Origin of the sequence: Pseudomonas urmiensis (assembly GCF_014268815.2) — a bacterium.
In the GTDB taxonomy this organism is placed as follows: Bacteria; Pseudomonadota; Gammaproteobacteria; order Pseudomonadales; family Pseudomonadaceae; genus Aquipseudomonas; species Aquipseudomonas urmiensis.
In genome coordinates, this window is record NZ_JABWRE020000001.1 from 2,664,911 (window position 1) to 2,683,970 (window position 19,060).

At 61.5% G+C, this 19,060-nt stretch carries 21 protein-coding genes and 1 tRNA gene; 11 read left to right on the plus strand and 11 right to left on the minus strand.

The window, feature by feature from the left end:
• Positions 1–86: 86 nt before the first annotated feature.
• On the plus strand, positions 87–476 hold the full coding sequence (locus tag HU737_RS11825) for a GFA family protein (protein ID WP_186555105.1): 390 nt from the start codon (positions 87–89) through the stop codon (positions 474–476).
• Here the strand turns inward: HU737_RS11825 and HU737_RS11830 are convergent.
• Positions 463–813, minus strand: a complete 351-nt coding sequence (locus tag HU737_RS11830) for a hypothetical protein (RefSeq protein WP_186555104.1) — start codon at positions 811–813, stop codon at positions 463–465. The genes HU737_RS11825 and HU737_RS11830 overlap by 14 nt on opposite strands.
• 115 nt (positions 814–928) lie before the next feature.
• On the opposite strand from HU737_RS11830, the gene HU737_RS11835 reads away from it, so the two are divergent.
• A complete protein-coding gene (locus tag HU737_RS11835; RefSeq protein WP_186555103.1) occupies positions 929–1,234 on the plus strand; it encodes an RcnB family protein in 306 nt (101 codons plus the stop codon).
• A gap of 1 nt (position 1,235) precedes the next feature.
• On the opposite strand, the gene HU737_RS11840 is transcribed toward HU737_RS11835, so the two are convergent.
• Positions 1,236–2,396: a GGDEF domain-containing protein gene (locus tag HU737_RS11840; RefSeq protein ID WP_186555102.1), complete on the minus strand. Its 1,161-nt coding sequence runs from the start codon at positions 2,394–2,396 to the stop codon at positions 1,236–1,238.
• Positions 2,397–2,618: 222 nt separating this feature from the next.
• Between HU737_RS11840 and HU737_RS11845 the strand changes: the two genes are divergently transcribed.
• The 4 genes from HU737_RS11845 to HU737_RS11860 all read left to right on the plus strand — a co-directional run bounded on the left by HU737_RS11845 (position 2,619) and on the right by HU737_RS11860 (position 6,825).
• Positions 2,619–2,798: a hypothetical protein gene (locus HU737_RS11845; protein WP_186555277.1), complete on the plus strand. Its 180-nt coding sequence runs from the start codon at positions 2,619–2,621 to the stop codon at positions 2,796–2,798.
• A gap of 74 nt (positions 2,799–2,872) precedes the next feature.
• Positions 2,873–3,271, plus strand: a complete 399-nt coding sequence (locus HU737_RS11850; RefSeq protein ID WP_186555101.1) for a glycine zipper domain-containing protein — start codon at positions 2,873–2,875, stop codon at positions 3,269–3,271.
• Positions 3,272–3,420: 149 nt separating this feature from the next.
• The gene (locus tag HU737_RS11855) at positions 3,421–5,250 is read left to right on the plus strand and encodes an SLC13 family permease (protein ID WP_186555100.1); all 1,830 of its coding nucleotides are present in this window, start codon (positions 3,421–3,423) and stop codon (positions 5,248–5,250) included.
• Between the two features lie 150 nt (positions 5,251–5,400).
• On the plus strand, positions 5,401–6,825 hold the full coding sequence (locus HU737_RS11860) for a GGDEF domain-containing protein (protein WP_186555099.1): 1,425 nt from the start codon (positions 5,401–5,403) through the stop codon (positions 6,823–6,825).
• Between the two features lies 1 nt (position 6,826).
• Here HU737_RS11860 and HU737_RS11865 read toward each other — a convergent pair whose 3' ends face one another.
• Positions 6,827–7,588 (minus strand): sulfite exporter TauE/SafE family protein, encoded by a 762-nt coding sequence (locus tag HU737_RS11865; protein ID WP_186555098.1) that lies wholly within the window; start codon positions 7,586–7,588, stop codon positions 6,827–6,829.
• 100 nt (positions 7,589–7,688) lie between these two features.
• On the opposite strand from HU737_RS11865, the gene HU737_RS11870 reads away from it, so the two are divergent.
• The gene (locus tag HU737_RS11870) at positions 7,689–8,588 is read left to right on the plus strand and encodes a LysR family transcriptional regulator (RefSeq protein ID WP_186555097.1); all 900 of its coding nucleotides are present in this window, start codon (positions 7,689–7,691) and stop codon (positions 8,586–8,588) included.
• A 129-nt stretch (positions 8,589–8,717) separates the two neighbouring features.
• Here the strand turns inward: HU737_RS11870 and HU737_RS11875 are convergent, their stop codons facing one another.
• The 3 genes from HU737_RS11875 to HU737_RS11885 all read right to left on the minus strand — a co-directional run bounded on the left by HU737_RS11875 (position 8,718) and on the right by HU737_RS11885 (position 10,289).
• Positions 8,718–8,912 carry a hypothetical protein gene (locus tag HU737_RS11875; RefSeq protein WP_186555096.1) on the minus strand — a complete coding sequence of 65 codons (195 nt, stop codon included), beginning with the start codon at positions 8,910–8,912 and terminating at the stop codon, positions 8,718–8,720.
• A 463-nt stretch (positions 8,913–9,375) separates the two neighbouring features.
• A complete protein-coding gene (locus tag HU737_RS11880; RefSeq protein ID WP_186555095.1) occupies positions 9,376–9,729 on the minus strand; it encodes an SH3 domain-containing protein in 354 nt (117 codons plus the stop codon).
• Between the two features lie 68 nt (positions 9,730–9,797).
• On the minus strand, positions 9,798–10,289 hold the full coding sequence (locus HU737_RS11885; protein WP_186555094.1) for a GNAT family N-acetyltransferase: 492 nt from the start codon (positions 10,287–10,289) through the stop codon (positions 9,798–9,800).
• A gap of 143 nt (positions 10,290–10,432) precedes the next feature.
• On the opposite strand from HU737_RS11885, the gene HU737_RS11890 reads away from it, so the two are divergent.
• A complete protein-coding gene (locus tag HU737_RS11890; RefSeq protein WP_186555093.1) occupies positions 10,433–11,350 on the plus strand; it encodes a LysR substrate-binding domain-containing protein in 918 nt (305 codons plus the stop codon).
• A 250-nt stretch (positions 11,351–11,600) separates the two neighbouring features.
• Complete coding sequence (locus HU737_RS11895) at positions 11,601–11,873, plus strand: hypothetical protein (RefSeq protein WP_437182220.1); 273 nt, start codon at positions 11,601–11,603, stop codon at positions 11,871–11,873.
• A 57-nt stretch (positions 11,874–11,930) separates the two neighbouring features.
• Here HU737_RS11895 and HU737_RS11900 read toward each other — a convergent pair whose 3' ends face one another.
• The 5 genes from HU737_RS11900 to HU737_RS11920 all read right to left on the minus strand — a co-directional run bounded on the left by HU737_RS11900 (position 11,931) and on the right by HU737_RS11920 (position 16,609).
• Complete coding sequence (locus HU737_RS11900) at positions 11,931–14,369, minus strand: membrane-bound PQQ-dependent dehydrogenase, glucose/quinate/shikimate family (RefSeq protein ID WP_186555092.1); 2,439 nt, start codon at positions 14,367–14,369, stop codon at positions 11,931–11,933.
• Between the two features lie 596 nt (positions 14,370–14,965).
• The gene (locus HU737_RS11905) at positions 14,966–15,253 is read right to left on the minus strand and encodes a hypothetical protein (RefSeq protein WP_186555091.1); all 288 of its coding nucleotides are present in this window, start codon (positions 15,251–15,253) and stop codon (positions 14,966–14,968) included.
• 89 nt (positions 15,254–15,342) lie between these two features.
• Positions 15,343–15,684 carry a hypothetical protein gene (locus HU737_RS11910; RefSeq protein WP_186555090.1) on the minus strand — a complete coding sequence of 114 codons (342 nt, stop codon included), beginning with the start codon at positions 15,682–15,684 and terminating at the stop codon, positions 15,343–15,345.
• 262 nt (positions 15,685–15,946) lie between these two features.
• A complete protein-coding gene (gene arfB, locus HU737_RS11915) occupies positions 15,947–16,360 on the minus strand; it encodes an alternative ribosome rescue aminoacyl-tRNA hydrolase ArfB (protein ID WP_186555089.1) in 414 nt (137 codons plus the stop codon).
• A gap of 161 nt (positions 16,361–16,521) precedes the next feature.
• Positions 16,522–16,609, minus strand: a tRNA-Ser gene (locus tag HU737_RS11920).
• Between the two features lie 124 nt (positions 16,610–16,733).
• On the opposite strand from HU737_RS11920, the gene HU737_RS11925 reads away from it, so the two are divergent.
• Both HU737_RS11925 and HU737_RS11930 read left to right on the plus strand, forming a co-directional pair.
• Positions 16,734–17,405 carry a Bax inhibitor-1/YccA family protein gene (locus tag HU737_RS11925; RefSeq protein ID WP_186555088.1) on the plus strand — a complete coding sequence of 224 codons (672 nt, stop codon included), beginning with the start codon at positions 16,734–16,736 and terminating at the stop codon, positions 17,403–17,405.
• 232 nt (positions 17,406–17,637) lie between these two features.
• A complete protein-coding gene (locus HU737_RS11930) occupies positions 17,638–19,017 on the plus strand; it encodes a nucleobase:cation symporter-2 family protein (RefSeq protein WP_186555087.1) in 1,380 nt (459 codons plus the stop codon).
• Positions 19,018–19,060 lie beyond the last annotated feature (43 nt).

Genomic DNA, 19,060 nt, shown 5'->3' on the forward strand with positions numbered 1-19,060 from the left:
CGGTAATGACCTCGCTATCCGGGCGACATCTCCATTACAACTGGACTATAAACTGCGGACATTTCACCTGCGCACGAAGGGATCTCATGCCAACTCTATACGAGGGCGGCTGCCTGTGCGGCGCCATCCGCTTTGCCGCCGATGCCCCCGCCGCCAACCCACACCATTGCTCCTGCCGTTGGTGCCAACAACATACCGGGGCACTCACCGCCACCTGGGTCGAGTTTGCTCGCAATCAGGTGCGCTGGACCGGGCCTGGCGGTGCGCCCGATACCTGGCGCTCCTCTGATTGTTCCAGCCGCGCTTTCTGCCGCCGTTGCGGCAGCAGCCTCGGTGCCATAGATGACGCCCCGACTGTCGCCTTGCTGCTCGGTTGCTTCGATCAACCCGACAGCCCTGGACTGGAAGCTGTTTTCCACGCCTTCGAGGATTGCTGCCCAGTGTGGAATCGCCCTCTACCCCTTACAGACAAGTAGCGGCTGCGGCCCGACGGCGCAGGGCCGTGCTGTCATTGCTTTGCGCGTAATAATCGACCCGGGTGCCGTTGGCCTCGGGGTAAACGTCGACGAACGCCTGCGCCTCTCGGGTATAGACCGTGTAACCGCCCAGCTTGCGCGGCTGCAGATAGCCGCTGGCATCAACGCCGAACGTGGCCTCTTCCTGCCAACTGAACTGGATGCATTGCGAGACGATCTGCGGGGCCTTCTGTGAAGCCAATTGCGCAGTCGGCGCGCCGCCGCGTGCGGCTTCCATGGTCGATGAAGCACAACCAACCAGCATCAGCGCTACGGCCATCGGCAAAAGTGCGCGCATGTTCGATCCTCGGAGCAAAAAAGAACGCGACTCTAGCACTGGCGGCCATGTCGAGTGAATTGTCCCGAGCAGGTTGTTGTCGCATAGAGGGCATGCCTGCCATTAGGAGATCACTATGAAACTGCGTCCACTGCTATCGGCCCTTCTGCTTAGCGCCACCCTGCCGATCCTGCCCTTGACCGCCACGGCCGCGCCAAGTGCTGAGCAAAGCGTCACCGCGCCAGAAACCCACAACCGCGAACTGCAAGTTGGCGACAAAGCGCCAGATCAGTACAAACGCGACGACGCAGCCATTGCCGACTGGAAAGGCAAAGGCCTAGCCGCCCCGGAAAAGGACAGCCATTGGGTGAAAATGGGCGATCACTATGTGCTGGTGCAGATCACCAACGGCGTGGTGCTGGCCATTCAGCCCGCCTCCTGAGTCAGCACGGGCCGAGCAATGCCGCCATATGCACGGCATTGCGCCCACCGGCCTTGGCTTGGTAGAGCGCAGCGTCGGCCTGGCCGAGCAGGCTGGCGGCGTTGTCCTCGGCAGCGGGGATGCCACACCACAAACCGACACTGAAACGCAGCTCGATGTCATCGCCCGCAAAGCGCGCCGGACTCTGGGCGATCGCCTCACGCAAGCCCTGTAGCGCCGCCATGGCGCCCTCACGATCGGTATTGGGCAACAGCAGCAAGAACTCTTCGCCACCATAACGGCCAAGGCTGTCGGTCAAGCGCAAGCGCTGCTGCAACTGGCGCACGCAGTGGCACAGCACCTCATCACCGGCCAAGTGGCCGTGCAGGTCGTTGATGCGCTTGAAATGGTCGATGTCGATCATCGCCACGGCCAGGCTGCTGTGTTCGCCCCTTGCCCGCTCCAGCTCCACAGCGAAGCGCTCAAGAATCGCCCGGCGGTTGTAGGTGCCGGTCAGCACATCGCGCAAGGCCATATGCTGCAAGCGCGATTCGCTGCGCTCCTTGGCCATCAGCACCAGGCCAATCGAATACATCATCACCGTCACCGTACCAATGGCCACCGATACCGTCTGCTTGAGATTGCTGGTGTCGTAGCGCATGTCCGCCGCCTCCCCCAGCACCACCGCCACGGCGCGCATGCCCAGCCCGACCAGGCTGATCAACGCGCCAATCACCAGCAGCAGGTGCGCCCGGCCTGGACGCTCGACGTGCCGTCGCGCCCAGCAAAGGATCAACGAGCATTGCAGCATCAGCACCAAGGTCGCCAGCAGCATGCGCGGCTCCAAGGTGTCGAGCAGCAGCATCAACCCCAGCAACATGACTGCCGGAATGATAAAGATCGAGCGCCACGGCACCCGCTGTTCGCGCACCCGGAACAAGCTCGCCGAATAAAACGCCAGGGCCAGCGACAGCAGGCTGTTACCCAAGCCATAGCTGATCCACAGCGGCGCATGGGCGTACAGCGTATAGCAGACGTACGCCAGGGCATGGGCGAGCAGCCCGCAGCCGGTCAGCAGCAGGTTGTCGCGGCGGTTGAACTGGCCGACCAGCAACAGGCAAAAGGCCAGGATGGTCGCGACCAGGGCAACGGCGGCGAACAGTGTCGGGGTATGGGCGATCATCGTGATTCACCGTGTGGCAGACAGCCGTCTTCAATGCGGCCTGGCTCAAGTCTAGGGGCCGGCGCTCACCCCAGCCATGACCGAGCGGGACAGAACAGCAGCCGCCAGGCACATGACGATGTTGCGCGGGAGAAATATTTTTACCGTGCAGAAACCAAATTGATCGATCCCGGTCTCAGTGGTTACCCCGTAAACCTATGCGGATCAAGGACCTATATCGTGATCACCCGCCTTGCAAGTCTCCCGCTGATTGCCGCGATGCTGCTGGCCGCTGGTTGCCACAGCCATCATTACCACGACGATGATGATGGCTGGCGTGACCGCGACCGCGATCGCGGCCATCACCACCGTCATGACCGTGGTGACGATGATCGCCGCTACCGTGACCGCGATTACCGCTGAAACGTCTTTCCAACCCTGATTTGCCGCCCGTGACGCGGCACTCTACTTTGATGATTCCTTTGAGGTTCATGAACATGCGTTTGACTCTGCCTTGCGTTGCCCTCGGCCTGCTGCTATGCCAAGGCGCCTTTGCCGGTGACGGTACTGCGGCCATTGGCGGCGGCCTGGGTGGCGCCCTGGGCAACGTGGTTGGCCAACAAATGGGCGGCAGCACGGGTGCAGCCATTGGCGCCGGCCTGGGCGGCGCCGCCGGCAGTGCGGTAGGTGCCCGCAAGGGCAACCGTACCGAAGCTGCGATCGGTGGTGGCCTGGGTTCGGCCGGCGGCTCGCTGCTGGGCGGCAAGCTCGGCGGCTCGACCGGTTCGACCGTCGGTGCCGGTCTGGGCGGCGCTGCTGGTGGTGCCATCGGCAACCACCTGGGCGACAACAACGGCAGCAAGAAGAAACACAAGCGTCGTCATCATCGCCACTGATCGCCTGCCCCACCCATCGCGGGGGCAAGCCCCGCGATTGGCTTAGCCACAAAAACCCTGCAACACATCAATACACCCTTCACCCCACAATGGCACACTGGCTGCTACTGTCTTTCGTGCCCCCTTGAGTGAAGGAACACCCCCTCCCGATGAACCCTGAGCTGCTCACGGTCCTAGGCCTGCTGGCCGTCGTCGTCCTTTTGTTTGTCATCAACCGACCGCGCATGGACGTGGTCGCGCTGCTGGTGATCCTGTTTCTGCCGCTGTCGGGCATCCTCACCGTTGAGCAAGCCCTGGCGGGCTTTAGCGACCCTAACGTGGTGCTGATCGCGGCGCTGTTCGTGATCGGCGAAGGGCTAGTGCGCACTGGCATCGCCTATCGCATCGGCGAGTGGATGAGTGCCCGTGCCGGCAATAGCGAAGCACGCCTGCTGGTGCTGTTGATGGTATCGGTCGCAGGGCTGGGTTCGGTCATGAGCTCGACCGGCGTGGTGGCAATCTTCATCCCGGTGGTGCTGAGCATTGCCGCGCGCCTGAGCATTTCGCCCAGTCGACTGATGATGCCCTTGAGCTTCGCCGGGCTGATCAGCGGCATGCTCAGCCTGGTCGCCACGCCGCCCAACGTGGTGGTGCACAGCGAGCTGGTGCGCCACGGCGAGCAAGGCTTCACGTTCTTCAGCTTCACCCCGTTCGGCCTGGTCGTGCTGGCTCTGGGCGTGGGCTACATGCTGCTCACCCGGCGCTGGCTCAACGGTGAAGTGCGCAAGGATGGCCGCGTAGAAACCCGGCGCACCCTGCTCGACCTGGTGCTGGACTACAAGCTCAACGGCCGCGAACGCCGCCTGCGCATCCGCCCGCATTCGCCACTGATCGGGCATACCTTGGGCGAGCTGGAGCTGCGCACCCGCCACGGCGCCAACGTGATCGGCATCGAGCGCCAGCATAAATTCACCACCCGGGTGATTACCGCCGACTCCGGCACCGTACTGCACCAGGGCGACGTGCTGTTGCTGGACCTGTTCGCCAACCGCGACGACCTGCGCAGCCTGTGCCAGACCATGCAGCTCGAACCCCTACACTTCAAGGCCGCCTACTTCATCGACCAATCCCAGGAAGTGGGGATGGCCGAAGTCTCACTGCCACCGGGCTCGCAACTGATCGGCAAAAGCATCCTGGAGCTGGCCTTCCGTAGCCGCTACGACCTCAACGTGGTCGGCCTGCGCCGCGATCAGGCGGCCATCGAGGAGCAACTGGTCGAAGAAAAACTGCGCCTGGGCGACACCTTGCTGGTCGTCGGCCCGTGGAAAGCGGTGCGCCAGCTTCAGAGCCAAGCCAAAGACTTTCTGGTACTGAGCCTGCCTGCCGAGATCGATCAGGTCGCGCCAGCCCGCAGCCGCGCGCCGTTTGCCCTGATCAGCCTGGCGGTGATGGTCGGCCTGATGGTCAGCGGCGTGGTGCCCAACGTGCTCGCCGCGCTGATCGCTTGCCTGCTGATGGGCGCCGGCCGCTGCATCGACATGAACAGCGCCTACCGGGCCATCCATTGGCAAAGCCTGGTGCTGATCGTCGGCATGCTGCCGTTTGCCCTGGCATTGCAGAAAACCGGTGGTATCGATCTCGCCGTCAGCGGCCTGGTCGGGCTGCTCGGCGGCGCTGGGCCTAGCGCGATATTGGCCTGCCTGTTCGTGGTAACGGCGGTGATTGGCCTGTTCATCTCCAACACCGCCACCGCTGTACTGATGGCGCCCGTGGCCATCAGCACCGCCAGCCAGTTGGGCATGTCGCCCTACCCATTTGCCATGACCGTGGCCCTGGCAGCCTCGGCGGCGTTCATGACGCCGGTGTCTTCGCCGGTCAACACCCTGGTGTTGGGGCCAGGTCAATATCGCTTTGCCGATTTCATAAAAGTCGGTGTGCCATTTACCGTACTGGTGATGCTGGTAACGGTGTTGATGGTGCCGTGGTTCTTCGGGCTGTAAAGGTGATGTCAGCGAATAGCGGCAAAATGGCATTATCGGTCTGGATTGTGCCGCGATAATATCCAATTGACATCAACCCTGCTCTCGAAACACACTGATACGAATATGTCCCAGGTGCCTTGAAGTCGTTGTCCTGGATTCCGTCTCCGCTTGCCGGTAGAGCCCATGGTGTTTCCAGCTCATTCGCGCCCATTGCCTCACCTCGCGCTATTCAGCCTTACCTTCATCCTGACCTTGGCTGGGATACTGGCCCGTCCGATCGAATCGCTGTCGCTGTTCTGGCCGGTCAACGCCGTGCTGGCGGGGGTGTTGCTGCGCTATCCACGCCTGGCCAATCCGCTCGGTTTCGTCCTGATCTGGATGGCCATGGTCGGCGCCGACCTTGCCTGTGGCAGTACCTGGCCGCCGGCGTTGTGGTTCAACCTGTGCAACCTGGGCGTGATCGTCACCATCTGGCTGCTGCTGTCGCGCCTGCCGCGTTTGCACCGACGCATGCGCACGCCGCATGGGGTGTTGAGCGTATTCGGTGCCTGCGCAGCGGGCGCGATGGTTGCGGCGAGCATGGCCTGCGTGATGGCGGCGCCGTGGTTCCAGGAGTCGCTGCGCGCCACCTGGCTGGCCTGGTTCAGCGAGCAGTTCTCCACCAGCGTGCTGGTCCTGCCGGCGTTGCTGACCGCGCCCAATACCGGCGCGCTGCTACGCGGCAGCGGCCAGGCGATTCGCCTGGCGCCGATGCTGGTGCTGCTGGCCTCGCTGGCCCTGAGCATCGCCTTCGGCGGGCCGGGTGCCATCGCCTTCCCGATTGCCGCGCTGCTGTGGTGCGCCTGGACCTACTCTCCGTTTCTGGTGTCGCTGCTGGCACTGACTGCCGGCAGTACGCTGATCGTTGCCGTGGCGCAAAATCTCATGCATTTCAGCGTGCCGCAGAGCGTTCCAGGGGTGACCACGCTGATGTCAGCGCGCTTAGGCATCGCCATGCTGGTGCTCGGCCCACTGGTGGTCGCCTGTGTCAGCAACACCAACCGCAGCCTGCTCGCGCGCCTGGCCCATCAGGCGACCATCGACCACCTCACCGGCGCCCTCACCCGCAGCGCCTTCACCCGCCGCGCCAATGCCTTGCTCGACAGCCGCCAACAGCACGCCCAGGCGCTGCCGCTGACCTTGATGATGCTCGACATCGATCACTTCAAGACGATCAACGACCGCCATGGCCATGGCGTCGGCGACCAGGTGCTGCGCCAGTTCGCCAACGCCTTGCAAGACCAACTGCACGACGGTGAGCTGTTCGCCCGCCTGGGCGGTGAGGAGTTCGTGGTGATCATTCCAGGCCTTGAGCCAGAACGCGCCAAATTCACCGCCGAACGCATGCGCCGCGCCATCCAGGACTTGCACCTGACCCACAACGACCCGCGCTTGCAGATCACCGTCAGCATCGGCCTGGACGGCTGTACTGCCGACACCCCGGCACCGAGCCTGGACGAACTGCTGGTACGCGCCGACAAAGCGCTGTACCGCGCCAAAGCCCATGGCCGCAACCGCGTCGAACAGGCCGAGCCGCAGCGCCAGGTGGTCTGACTCAGCCAGCCAGCAAGTCCCACGACAACTTGGCGATCAGCACGCACAACAAGATCAGGAACAGCCCACGGACAAACCCTGCACCCTTGCGCACCGCCAGCCAGGTGCCGGTCAGGGCGCCGAGGATATTGCACAGCGCCATGGGCAAGGCGATGGCATACAGCACGTTGCCGGTGGGAATGAAGAACACCAGCGCCGCCAGGTTGGTGGCGATGTTGACCAGCTTGGCCGAGGCCGAGGCGTGCAGGAAGTCCAGGGCAAAGAAGCGGATGAACAGAAAGATCAAGAAGCTGCCGGTACCTGGCCCGAACAAGCCATCGTAAAAGCCGATTGCGCCGCCGATCAGCACCGCCAGGCATTGCTCCTTACGGCCGATCTGGGCTGGCTTGTGCAAGGTGCCGAAGTCTTTCTTGCAGAAGGTATAGACCGCCATCAGCACGATCATCAGCAGCACCGCTGGGCGCATCACGCTAGGCGGCACCAGTGAAACGGTCGCCGCCCCGGCGAACGACATGACGAAGGCGCTCAGCGCTGCCGGCACGATCAGGCCCCAATCCAAGCTCACCTTGCGAATGAACGAGCGCGCGGCGAACGCGGTGCCGCACACCGAGGCCAGCTTGTTGGTCCCCAGCAGGGCCGCCGGCTGGGCGCTGGGCAGCACATTGAACAGTGCCGGAATCTGGATCAGCCCGCCCCCACCCACCGCCGCATCGATCAAACCAGCGGCGAAGGCAAACAGCGACAGCAGGACAACATCCATCATGGCGGGGGCTCCAGGCAGTAAAAACAGAGCCCAAGGCTAATCAAAGCCACGCCGTTGTGCTGAAATGCCATATTGCGAAAACTGCAACAAGGAGCCCCTCATGGCATTGGACATGCTGCGTGAAATCCAGGCCTTCGTCAGCGTCGCGCACAAGCGCAGCTTTGTCGCTGCTGCCCGCGCCCTGGGCCGCTCGCCTAGCGCGATTACCCGGGCGCTACAAGCACTGGAAGACAACGCCGGAAGCAAGCTGCTCAACCGCAACGCCAACGCCGTCACGCTGACCGAAGCAGGTGAACGCTTGCTGCCACACGCCGAGCGCTTGCTCGATGTGCAACGCGATGCGGCCGATGAACTGGCGGCGTTGAGTGGTACGGCGCAGGGCTGGATTCGTTTCGCCGCGCCTGAGCTGCTTGGCCAGCAAGTGCTGCCAACGGTCTTGGCTGAATTCTCTCGCCGCCACCCGCAGGTCACCCTGGACGTGCAGTTCAGCGACCAGAGCCTCGACCCGCTTCAAGGCAAGTTCGACTTCGTGGTGCGCGGCGCCTTCCCACAGTCCAGCGAACTGATCGGCTACCCCCTGTGGAGCTACCGCCGGCACCTGTACGCCAGCCCCGACTATGTGGCCCGCGCAGGCCTTGCGCAGGAGCCGGAAGCACTTAGCGAACACGCGCTGATCCTGCACACCGCCCCGCGCATCCTCAAGGCTTGGCATTTTTGCCGCGACGGGCAGATCACCCGCTTGCAGCCACGCCCTCGCTTGCGCCTGAGCGCCGGAAGCGCGGTGTTCCACAGCGCCCTGGCTGGGGCGGGTATCGCACGATTGGCTGACTGGGTGGGTGAGCCACAGGTCGCGGCCGGGCGGCTGGTGCGCGTCTGCCCTAGCTATCACCTGACCTCAAGCAGTGGCGACGACCCACAAATGCATGCCGTATACCCGGCCGGTGAATTGCCGGCGCGGGTGCGCGACCTACTGCAAGCGTTGCGTCGTGGCAAGCCGTGATACAGCAAGCCAATCACTGTTCAAATTCTGCTCAATTTAACAGAGGCCGCAACCGGCCTTACTTACAGCGATTTATCCACAGACCTACCCACGTTTTCTGTGGACAGTTTTCCTTGCACAAAGAACGACTTATCGCGCACGCAGCAACGCCGAATTGGCTTGCTTGACCAATTCGATCCACTCCCCTGCACTGATCACTCCCGAGCGTTCCAGGTCTTCGGCGCAGCGCAAGGCTTGGTCGTAATCATCCTCTTGCAGGCCAGCCTCTGCGAGAAACCGGTTGCGCCACGCCAGCATCGCGGCAGCGCCCTTCTTGCATTCCATGTAGATCTCAACTCCAAGGCAAGTGACGGGTCCTCGAACGTGGGACCCTTTGATGGCGGCGGGAGATTACACGAGCCATTCGCACTTGAGAATTGCTTGCAGCTACCACTTATCCAACGGGTACAAAAAAACGGGCAAAAAGCCCGTTGAGAGGTGCAGGCCCGTCTGCTGGAAAAAACGGGCCTCAAGGATAGGGGGTGGCTTCAGGTGGGCGGAATGGTACCCAGCAGGCCAATGAGGATTGTCAGCAGCAGAAAACCACCCAGGAACAGCGAGAGCTTGCCCATTGGAACCTCTACAGTGTGATAACAGAATACCGGAGCTGGCCGATGCGGGTGCAGAGCAGCGCAACTTGCCCAGCGCACACCGGTTTGGAAGGCTGGGCCTGGTAAGCATTTTCGACTTTTCGCTGATACGGTTACAGATGCAGGTTGGTGGAAAAAAAGCGGATCAGATGAGCCGATCAGTCCACCAGGCGCAGCTTCTCGGCCGGCAGCCAACCCAGCTCACCGTTGGCCTCGCGGCGACACCACAGCCACCCATTGAGCGGGCGCAAACCCAGCACCCGCTGCCCCGGATCGACATCCAGTTCGTGAGCACAGTACTGTTCGAGCGCCCTACCCCGGGCAACACCGAGCCGTTCGATGACCTGCGCCGGCACCCAACCAGGCTCCTGCCCAGCACAGCTGCACAGGTACCAGTCCTGCCAGTTTTGCTCACCGGCATAGCGGGGGCCGATGTCGAGCATCTCACCTTGGGCAAAACGGATCGGACGCGGGTATTCAGAGCGATGTGCTTCGATCACGACGTACTTCACAAGCCTCTCCCTGGCTAGGCAAAAGGCCGGATCCTAGCAGGCGCTGCGACAAAACCTGACGCACCTGCTCAGAGCGCCATCACCATTTCATGCCAGGCCATGCCGCCATGATCAGAGGCCGACGGCTGCACATAGCGGTAACCCAACTTCTCGTACAGGCCCACATGCTGGTCCTTGCACATCAAGTGAATGCTCGCCTTGCCGCGCTCGCGCATTTGCTCGACGAACCGCGTCATCAGCAAGCCCGCATAGCCACGGCCTTGGAAGGCCGGGTCGACCACCACTGACATGATCACCACATTGGCGGCGTGCGGATCATGGCCGACCAGCTCCTTGAACGCCTCATCGGACATCACCACGTGCTCGGCGCAGCCGCTATTGATGAAACCGATCACCTGGCCATCGAGCTCAAGGATCAGAAAACCCTCGGGATACTGCGCAATGCGCGTGGCGATTTTCTCGCGGGTGGCCGCTTCGTCGCCCTCATAGGCGGTCGTTTCGATGTGGAAGCAGCGATCCACGTCCTGGGGCGTAGCTTGGCGAAAGATGGCAGTGCTCATGGAAAAATCCGCAAAACAGTTGAAGGCCGACATGCTAGCGCAACTGAGCACCTTCAGGTTGCTAGCACAGCACCATCGGGCCAGAATCGGCGGGCACTTCAACCCTCTCGATCAGCGGGCCAAGCCTGCAGGAAAACTACTGGATGAGCGTTTGCAAACGACGCACCACGCCTTACGTGATCAATCACCTGGTCGCCTTTGAGGCGGCGGCGCGCCTGGGCAGTTTCCGCGCCGCCGCCCAAGCGCTGCACGTCACCCCCGGCGCGGTGGCCCAGCAGGTGCGCACGCTCGAAGAGAAGCTCGGCCAGGCACTGTTCGAGCGACTGCCACGCGGCTTGAGGCCCAACCGCGCGGGCAGTGAGTATCTGGAGCGGGTCCGCCTGGCGCTGCACATCATCGAAGATGCCAGCCGCGAACTGCTTGAACGCGATGCCCCGCAAGACCCTCATCAAGTGCTGCTGAGCACCACCCCGGCATTCGCCAGCCGTTGGCTGATACCGCGCCTGGGCCGCCTGGCTGCCGCGCACCCGCAGATCGCGCTGATGATCGATGCCTCCGACAGCACCCGCCCGCTCAGCGGCAAAGGCGCGGTAGACATGGCCGTGCGCTGGGGTGCGCCGCCCTTTGCCGATGCCCACGCCCGCCTGCTGCTAGCCGGCCAGGCCGTGCCCGTGTGCGCCCCGTCGCTGCGCGGGGAGCGACGCTGGCAACAGCCAGCAGAACTCAGCGACGTAGCGTTGATTTCAGACAGCCACAACAATTGGAAACGTTGGTTCGATCATTACGGCCTGCCCGGCACCCGCTTCAGCGGCCCGGCCTTCTCCCAGACCATCCTGGCCATCGAGGCCGCCGAGCAAGGCATGGGTATCGCCCTGGTGCCGCAGTTACTAGTCGAGAACGCATTGAAGGCCGGCACCCTGGTGATTGCCCTTGAGGGGCACCAACTGAACAGCGCTGCAGGCTTTCACCTGCTCACGGCCCAGCCCCCAGCAGCGGGCTCGGCGAGCACGTTGGTCGCGCAGTGGCTGCTGCAGGAAGTACTACAGCACGAGCCTGGTTAACGCCGGGTCTCCACGCTCCTCAAGTGGAGCGAGCCTATTTGCAACATAACGTTTCGCCATACGTGCGAGACACAGCTAAACGACCTGCCTGGCAGCCACCTCGATCTAGGGGGGGATATGAGCGCCAAGCGGCTTGTTCACTGGCCTGCCGGCGCAATCCTGAACATACTTAGCAATACCGGCTCACCTAGGCTTGTAGGAAGCTTCTGATGGCTGAGTAGGATGAAGCCCGCGACAGACCAATCCCTGTATGAAAACGCAGTTTCACTGGCTGGAATTGGCTGATACGGTCCGGATATTCCTACAACGGCATGGATGCCATCAGCCAGAGACAGACATGGAAACGTTCACTACTTCAGCGCTCGCCCTGCAAAAGAACCTGCTTATCTTGCGCCAACAGCGTGATCAACTGCGAGCGATGGGCAATGATGAACAAGCCGATAACCTTGAAAAGGTGATTGCCGGCATCGAAGCAACCTTAGGCCAGTTACAGGGCCCGTTGAAGCCACCGACCTTGCAATAGGCTCAGCCGCAGCAGGCAAAAATAATCCCCGCGAACGGGGATTATTGTCAGGCGTGCTTAGTGCTTGGATGCTTTGTCTGGCAGCGCATAGGCGATGATGTAGTCCCCCACATCAGGCGAATGGCTCATCCCACCCGCCGAGATCAGCACATACTGCTTGCCGGTTTTTGGCGATACGTAGATCAATGGCGCGGCCACGGCGCCCACCGGCAAGCGTGCCTTCCACACCTCTTTACCAGTGGCCGAATCAAGCGCGCGCAGGTAGTAGTCCTGGGTACCGGCGAAGAACACCAGGCCCGATGCAGTCGAGGTCGGCCCGCCCAGCGCCGGCATGCCCAGCGGGATCTGCATGTGGGTCTTGATCCCCAGCGGACCGGTGTCCTGCACGGTGCCCAGGGGCACCTGCCAGACCAGCTTCTGGGTATTCAAATCAATCGCACTCATGCTGCCAAACGGAGGGGTGTTGCACGGCACGCCCAGTGGAGACTGCAGGATGTCGATTTTCACCCCGCCGTAGATCCCCGCCACTTGTGGCCGAATGGTGCCCATGAAGCCAGGTACTTCATCGGTCGAAACCTTGAAGTTCTTGGTGTTTTCCTGAGTAACCAGCGACATCCGCAACGGCATGCGCATGTCATTGACGAACATCATCCCGGTGTTCTCATCGATCGAGATGCCACCCCAGTTCATCCCACCCAGCAAGCCCGGCCACTCGATGTAGGGCTTTTCGCTGGGAGGGGTAAAGGGCCCCAGGTACACCGAGTCCTTGAACATGATCCGGCAGTACAGTTGATCGAAGGTCGACACACCCCACATCGACTTCTCGGTCAGCGGCTCGGCGCCAATGACCGGCATCCCTTTGGAGTAAGGCTGGGTTGGCGACAAGTGCTCGCCAACAGCGGCTGGCGAAGTGGGCACCGGACGTTCTTCAACCTCGGTGACCGGCTCACCGGTACGCCGATCCAGGACAAAGATGTGACCTGTCTTGGTGGTCTGGATCAGCACCGGAGTCTTCACGCCCTGGGCATTGTTGATCTCGTAGAGCACCGGCTGCGACGGCAGGTCATAGTCCCAGACATCGTGGTGAACGGTCTGGTAAACCCACTTGGCCTTACCAGTAGATGCATCCACCGCCACCACTGCCGAACCGTACTTTTCCTTGGCCTGGTTACGATCACCGCCCCAGTAGTCGGGCGGTCCGTTACCGGTAGGCAGATAGACCAGGTTCAGCTCTTTATCGTAGGTCGGTACGGTCCAAACGTTGGGCGTTTCCAGGGTGAACTGGTGCTCGGCCTGGGCTGCATCCTCGCTCTCTGGCGCACCGACATCCCATGCCCATACCAGCGCACCACTGAGTACATCGAAGGCCCGCACTGCACCTGAAGGCTCCTTGGCAACGATATCGCGCACCCAGCCGCCAACCACCGTCAGATGGCCCATGACCACCGGCAGCGACGTGGGGTGGTAGCGCTTGCTGTTCTCGGTCGGGCCCATGCCCTTCTTCAGGTCAACGTAGCCGTTGTCGCCAAAGCTTGGGCAAAGCGTGCCGCTATGCGCATCCAAGGCAAACAGACGGGCGTCGACCGACGATACCAAGATGCGCTGGCGGCATTGCTGCTCATCGCCATAGGCAGCCTTGGCCTGCGCGCTCAGGCTGTCGTCCTTATCGATGTCGTAATAGCCGACACCGCGGCAGGTCACATGCTCTGCACTTTTAGCCTGCGGATCGAATTTCCACAGCGGCGTACCGGTGTCGGCGTCGAGCGCGGTCACCAGGTTTTCTGGCGTGCAGGAGTACAGCACGTTGCCGATCTGCAGCGGCGTGTTTTCGTCTACACCTGCGCCAGCGCCGGTGGTTCTGCGGCCGGTTCTGTAGGTCCAGGCGACTTGCAGCTGGTTGACGTTGTCAGCAGTGATTTGCGTGTACGGCGCGAACCGGGTGCCCGAGGCGTTGCGGCCAAAGAATTCCCAGTTTTCAGGAGCGCTAGCCAGCTCCTCGGCCACATTGGCACCGCCCGCCGCGACCGGATTGGAAATTGCGCCATGCGGGTAGAATGCAGCTACGAACGTGGCCAGCAACGCCACCAACAGCGCAAAACCCACCCGATTGGCCACACGCCGCGTGCTCACGGAAACACTTGGCAGCGCAGCGCCGACCCACAGGCTCAAGGTCAGGATAATCGCCGGCACTACCAGGCGTGGCAGCAGCTCCCAGTAGCTGAGTTGGCCGACTTCATACAGCGCCCAGACACAGGTCGCCAGGAAGATCGCTACAGAGAGCGCAATGCCCACACGTGCCCGCATCAAGAACAGCACCGCCAGCAGCAAATATGCCACGCCCGCGATCAGGTAGTAACGTGAGCCACCCAGTGCAACCAGCTTGAAGCCGCCATAGATCAGCGCCAGCGATACGGCCAGAACGAGCAAGGCAAATAGCACCCTGGCGCTGGTGCGTAGCGGCGACGCTGCGCTTGGGGGGCGTTGGTCATCCGTCATGTTTCTTAAACTCCTTTGGTTAAATCAAACTGCTCGCGCCAGAGGCGAAGGGACTGGGTCGACAGCGTTGGTCGACGACGCGCGAGGGGCTGATCAGCAGCTGAACATTCAAGTCCCGGATTGGACGTGCTTGGGCAGGGGCGAAACCAAGAGGATTTCGAGGGCCGGATCGAAATCGGCCAGAGGAAAGCCGCGTAAACAGATCAGCCTGGGCGAGTGACTGCTACCCCTGTTTGTTCAGCGCTCAACGGCGCTCGCTCGAAGGCTGGGGGGCAGCGTATCGCCTCAGTTAGAAGGGATAAATCCAGGAGATTGAGAAGCAGTATTGGGGGAGATGTAACAATCCGTGTCAGCCGGATCATCCTCCCACGCGCAAAGCGCGGTTAAGCGCTAAACCTGTGGGAGCGGGCTTGCCCGCGAAGGGCCGCAAAGCGGCCCCAAAGCAGACGACACCGGACTTAAGTGAACAGCATTTGCCCTCAAAGGCGGGCTTTATTTGTGATTTTCGGCGCGCAATGCAGCAACATGCCACTATTGAGAAAAGGCGTTTATTCGATCACGCGAATACGAGCGTCAGCTGTCCCTTAGTGAAGATGTCAGCTGATCAATTTCAGCAGTGCGGCCAACAACCCCTGGGCTTGCTGCTTGTAGCCCTCCCGCCAGCAATCTGCCCAGTCGACGGGCCGCCCGTGCTCGTCCCACTCGGCCAAGGCCAGGGCATTGACGATTTCCAGCTCGAACCAGAGGGCTTGCCAGGCGCAAGCATCCGGTACCAGCGTCGTGTCCTGCCATAGGAACTCGGTTTGAGCGACGAAGCTGGCCCAGGAAAACACGTCCTCATCTGCTTGCCGCGCCAAGGTCATCAGTTGCGACTGGGTGATCATCGATCATGCTCTGGGGATACAAGTGAGGCTGGAGGGCGGTGATCTCGGTTCAGGCATACACCGAGAAGGCGTACCAGCGGAATGCAGGACTACTTGGCAGCGTACATCTTGCAGGTGCCCTGCTCCACCGCCAGTGCCGACAACGGGGAGCCCGACAGCCTGTTAGCCATGTCATCGATTTGAGTCTTGCTGCCCGGTGCCGACCTCAGCGCCATGATCTCGGCCTTCAACGCATCGTCCATCGGTTCGTTGGCCAATGCGTTATCAACAGTGCCGTTCAACCCAGGAATGGCCTTGTTGCATACCTGCTCCATGGCGAGGATAGTCACGGCGGTTTTGTGATTTTCCGCCTTCGAATCGGCGAGGGCCGCATTGGCCATGCCCAAGGTAGCCAAGCAAAGCGAAACTGCGGTAATCCGTGCTGAAAACATTGGAAGCTCCTTTTCATCAATAGTAGACGACGCCTGAGGCAGTACCCTAGGTTCGGCATCGGGAAGATCGGACAGCGAAAAGAACCGAAAGTTACAGTGGGCAGGAATCTGCGCTGACCTGCTGCCTCGCTGCAAGATTGATCATCCGTCTAACCTCAAGCTTTTGCACAGACGGTGTAGGAGATCGCAACCTACATTGCTCACTAAGGCGATATAGGCATTAGCAGAACTGAAACTTGCCAGCAACGTCGCACCACCAGCACTAGAACTCGACCTTGCCCCGACCAGCCTTGACAGTGCTGCGCCTGGCTTTTCCTTCGAGACGGCGGGTCTTGGAGCCAAGGGTCGGCTTGGTGGGGCGGCGTTTCTTCTCGGTCTTGCCGGCTGCAATGATCAGCTCGGCAAGACGCGCCAATGCGTCAGTACGATTCTGCTCCTGGGTGCGGTACTGCTGGGCCTTGATGATCACCACACCGTCGCCGGTGATACGACTGTCACGCAGCGCCAGCAGCCGCTCCTTGTAGAACTCGGGCAACGATGAGGCCGGGATGTCGAAGCGCAGGTGCACCGCGCTGGACACCTTGTTGACATTCTGCCCACCCGCACCTTGTGCGCGGATGTAGGTGAGTTCGATTTCGGCATCCGGCAGATGCACGTTATTGGAGATGGTCAGCATGACATGGCCCTTGTGATTGCCCCCATTATCACAGCCTCCGCCGGTCTTCCATAGGAGAACACACAATTGCTTGAGTCGGCGGGGAATTGGCCATTGCTGGGGCTCTTCCAAACCCCAGAAACACAAAAGCCCCGAATAATCGGGGCTTTTGCTGAAAAATATGGCGGAAGCGTAGAGATTCGAACTCTAGGATAGTTGCCCATCGACGGTTTTCAAGACCGTTGCCTTAAACCACTCGGCCACGCTTCCGGAACAGATTTGCGGCGCCATAATACCGTAATGTAACAAGCTGTCAAACTCTCTGTGTCGCGGCCTGCGGCGGCTCTGGTATGCTCACAGCATCCATAGGTTTCAACCCCACAGGAGTGTCGCCATGCGCGAACAGGATTATGCCGTACAACACGGCCAGCAGGTCGAGCAGCAGGAGGTCAGCAAGGTCCTGCGCAACACGTACAGCCTGCTGGCGCTTACCCTCGCCTTCAGCGGTGTGATGGCGTTCGTCGCGCAGCAGATGCGCGTCGGTTACCCGAACATCTTCGTGGTACTGATCGGCTTCTACGGGCTGTTCTTCCTCACCGCCAAGCTGCGTGATTCGGTCTGGGGCCTGGTCTCCACCTTCGCCCTCACCGGTTTCATGGGCTTCATCCTTGGCCCGATCCTCAACCGCTACCTGGGCATGGCCGGTGGCGCTGAAGTGGTCAGCTCGGCATTTGCCATGACCGCGCTGGTGTTTGGTGGTCTGTCGGCCTACGTGCTGATCACCCGCAAGGACATGAGTTTCCTCAGTGGCTTCATCACTGCAGGCTTCTTCGTTCTGCTCGGCGCTGTGGTTGCCAGCTTCTTCTTCCAGATCAGCGGCCTGCAGTTGGCGATCAGCGCTGGCTTCGTTCTGTTCTCGTCGGTCTGCATTCTGTTCCAGACCAGCGCCATCATTCATGGCGGCGAGCGGAACTACATCATGGCGACCATCAGCCTGTATGTATCGATCTACAACCTGTTCATCAGCCTGCTGCAGCTGTTTGGCATCATGGGTCGTGATGACTGATCGATGTTGCTGATCGAGTAACGCAAAGCCCGCTTCGGCGGGCTTTTTTGTGCGCCCCAGATGGTGTGTTGTTTGCGCTGGCCTCATCGCGGGGCAAGCCCGCTCCCACGAGTTGAAACTGCGGGGGGGCGAACACGAAATCGCCCAGTAAGCGGCAAATGAGCCTGGGGCCTACCCCAATTGCCTAGCGCCCCGTAGAATGCGCTCCTTTTTTCTTCCGGGGCAGCTTCCCATGAGTTCCATCGAACACGGGCCCGGCGCGCCAGCGCCTGCCAATGAACTGGTCCTTGGCCTTGAGGACAAGCCGCGGCCACTGATCGGCATGCTGGCTGCACTGCAGCATCTGCTGGCGATCATCGTGCCGATCGTGACCCCGGGCCTGCTGATCTGCCAGGCATTGGGCGTGTCGGCGCGCGATACCAACCTGATCGTGTCGATGTCGCTGGTGATCTCGGGTATCGCCACCTTCGTCCAGTGCCGGCGCTTCGGCCCGTTTGGTGCGGGGCTGCTGATCGTGCAGGGCACCAGTTTCAACTTCGTCGGGCCGCTGATTGCCGGTGGTGCGCTGATGGTCAAGCAAGGCACGCCGGTTGAAGGGGTAATGGCGGCGATCTTCGGTGTGGTAATCGCCGGTTCGTTCGTCGAGATGGGCGTGTCGCGTATCCTGCCGTTCGTCAAACGCCTGATCAGCCCGCTGGTGACCGGCATCGTCGTGCTGATGATCGGCCTGACCCTGATCAAGGTTGGCCTGATCAGCATGGGCGGTGGCTTCACGGCAATGGGCAATGGCACCTTCGCCAATGGCGAGAACCTGCTGCTGTCGGGTGTGGTGCTGGCGATTATCGTGGTGCTTAACCGCATTCCGGTAGTGTGGATGCGCAGTTGCGCCATCGTTATTGCCTTGGCAGTTGGCTATGCCTTGGCCGGCTATCTGGGCCGCCTGGACTTTACCGGTATGCACGAGGCTGCTGTGTTCCAGGTGCCGATGCCACTGCATTTCGGCCTGAGTTTCTCCTGGGCGCTGTTCATTCCGATGCTGGTGATCTACCTGGTGACTTCGCTGGAAGCCATTGGTGACGTCACTGCAACCAGCAAAGTGTCGCGCGAGCCGGTCGAAGGGCCACTGTGGATGCAGCGGATCAAGGGCGGTGTGCTGGTCAACGGCGCCAACTCGCTGCTGGCCGGGGTGTTCAATACCTTCCCCAGTTCGATCTTCGCCCAGAACAATGGGGTGATTCAGCTGACCGGTATCGCCAGCCGTCATATCGGCATCTGGATCGCAGCCATGTTGGTGTTGCTCGGCCTGTTCCCAAGCGTTGCCGGGGTAATCCAGGCAGTGCCTGAGCCAGTGCTGGGTGGCGCGGCGATGGTGATGTTCGGCGCCGTGGCGGCTTCGGGTATCAATATCTTGGCCAGCACCCGTCTGGATCGCCGTGCGCTGCTGATCATTGCCGTGTCCCTGGCGCTGGGCCTGGGCGTGGCGCAGGTGCCAGAATTCCTTGCGCATATGCCTGCTGCGCTGCGTAACGTGCTGGAGTCGGGTGTGGCCACCGGCGGCATCTGCGCCCTGGTGCTGAACTGGTTCCTGCCAGAGAGCAAGGATCAGCACTAAGCGTCGACTGAGCGTTAGCTATCGCGGGGCAAGCCCGCTCTCA

Bases quoted from the DNA above. Each gene is read 5' to 3' on its own strand.
- HU737_RS11910 (WP_186555090.1), bottom strand. From the start codon at position 15,684: ATGTTTTCAGCACGGATTACCGCAGTTTCGCTTTGCTTGGCTACCTTG.
- HU737_RS11895 (WP_437182220.1), top strand. From the start codon at position 11,601: ATGAAAACGCAGTTTCACTGGCTGGAATTGGCTGATACGGTCCGGATA.
- HU737_RS11855 (WP_186555100.1), top strand. From the start codon at position 3,421: ATGAACCCTGAGCTGCTCACGGTCCTAGGCCTGCTGGCCGTCGTCGTC.
- arfB (WP_186555089.1), bottom strand. From the start codon at position 16,360: ATGCTGACCATCTCCAATAACGTGCATCTGCCGGATGCCGAAATCGAA.
- HU737_RS11870 (WP_186555097.1), top strand. From the start codon at position 7,689: ATGGCATTGGACATGCTGCGTGAAATCCAGGCCTTCGTCAGCGTCGCG.
- HU737_RS11825 (WP_186555105.1), top strand. From the start codon at position 87: ATGCCAACTCTATACGAGGGCGGCTGCCTGTGCGGCGCCATCCGCTTT.
- HU737_RS11885 (WP_186555094.1), bottom strand. From the start codon at position 10,289: ATGAGCACTGCCATCTTTCGCCAAGCTACGCCCCAGGACGTGGATCGC.
- HU737_RS11890 (WP_186555093.1), top strand. From the start codon at position 10,433: ATGAGCGTTTGCAAACGACGCACCACGCCTTACGTGATCAATCACCTG.
- HU737_RS11830 (WP_186555104.1), bottom strand. From the start codon at position 813: ATGCGCGCACTTTTGCCGATGGCCGTAGCGCTGATGCTGGTTGGTTGT.
- HU737_RS11930 (WP_186555087.1), top strand. From the start codon at position 17,638: ATGAGTTCCATCGAACACGGGCCCGGCGCGCCAGCGCCTGCCAATGAA.
- HU737_RS11850 (WP_186555101.1), top strand. From the start codon at position 2,873: ATGCGTTTGACTCTGCCTTGCGTTGCCCTCGGCCTGCTGCTATGCCAA.
- HU737_RS11840 (WP_186555102.1), bottom strand. From the start codon at position 2,396: ATGATCGCCCATACCCCGACACTGTTCGCCGCCGTTGCCCTGGTCGCG.
- HU737_RS11900 (WP_186555092.1), bottom strand. From the start codon at position 14,369: ATGACGGATGACCAACGCCCCCCAAGCGCAGCGTCGCCGCTACGCACC.
- HU737_RS11865 (WP_186555098.1), bottom strand. From the start codon at position 7,588: ATGATGGATGTTGTCCTGCTGTCGCTGTTTGCCTTCGCCGCTGGTTTG.
- HU737_RS11875 (WP_186555096.1), bottom strand. From the start codon at position 8,912: ATGGAATGCAAGAAGGGCGCTGCCGCGATGCTGGCGTGGCGCAACCGG.
- HU737_RS11925 (WP_186555088.1), top strand. From the start codon at position 16,734: ATGCGCGAACAGGATTATGCCGTACAACACGGCCAGCAGGTCGAGCAG.
- HU737_RS11835 (WP_186555103.1), top strand. From the start codon at position 929: ATGAAACTGCGTCCACTGCTATCGGCCCTTCTGCTTAGCGCCACCCTG.
- HU737_RS11905 (WP_186555091.1), bottom strand. From the start codon at position 15,253: ATGATCACCCAGTCGCAACTGATGACCTTGGCGCGGCAAGCAGATGAG.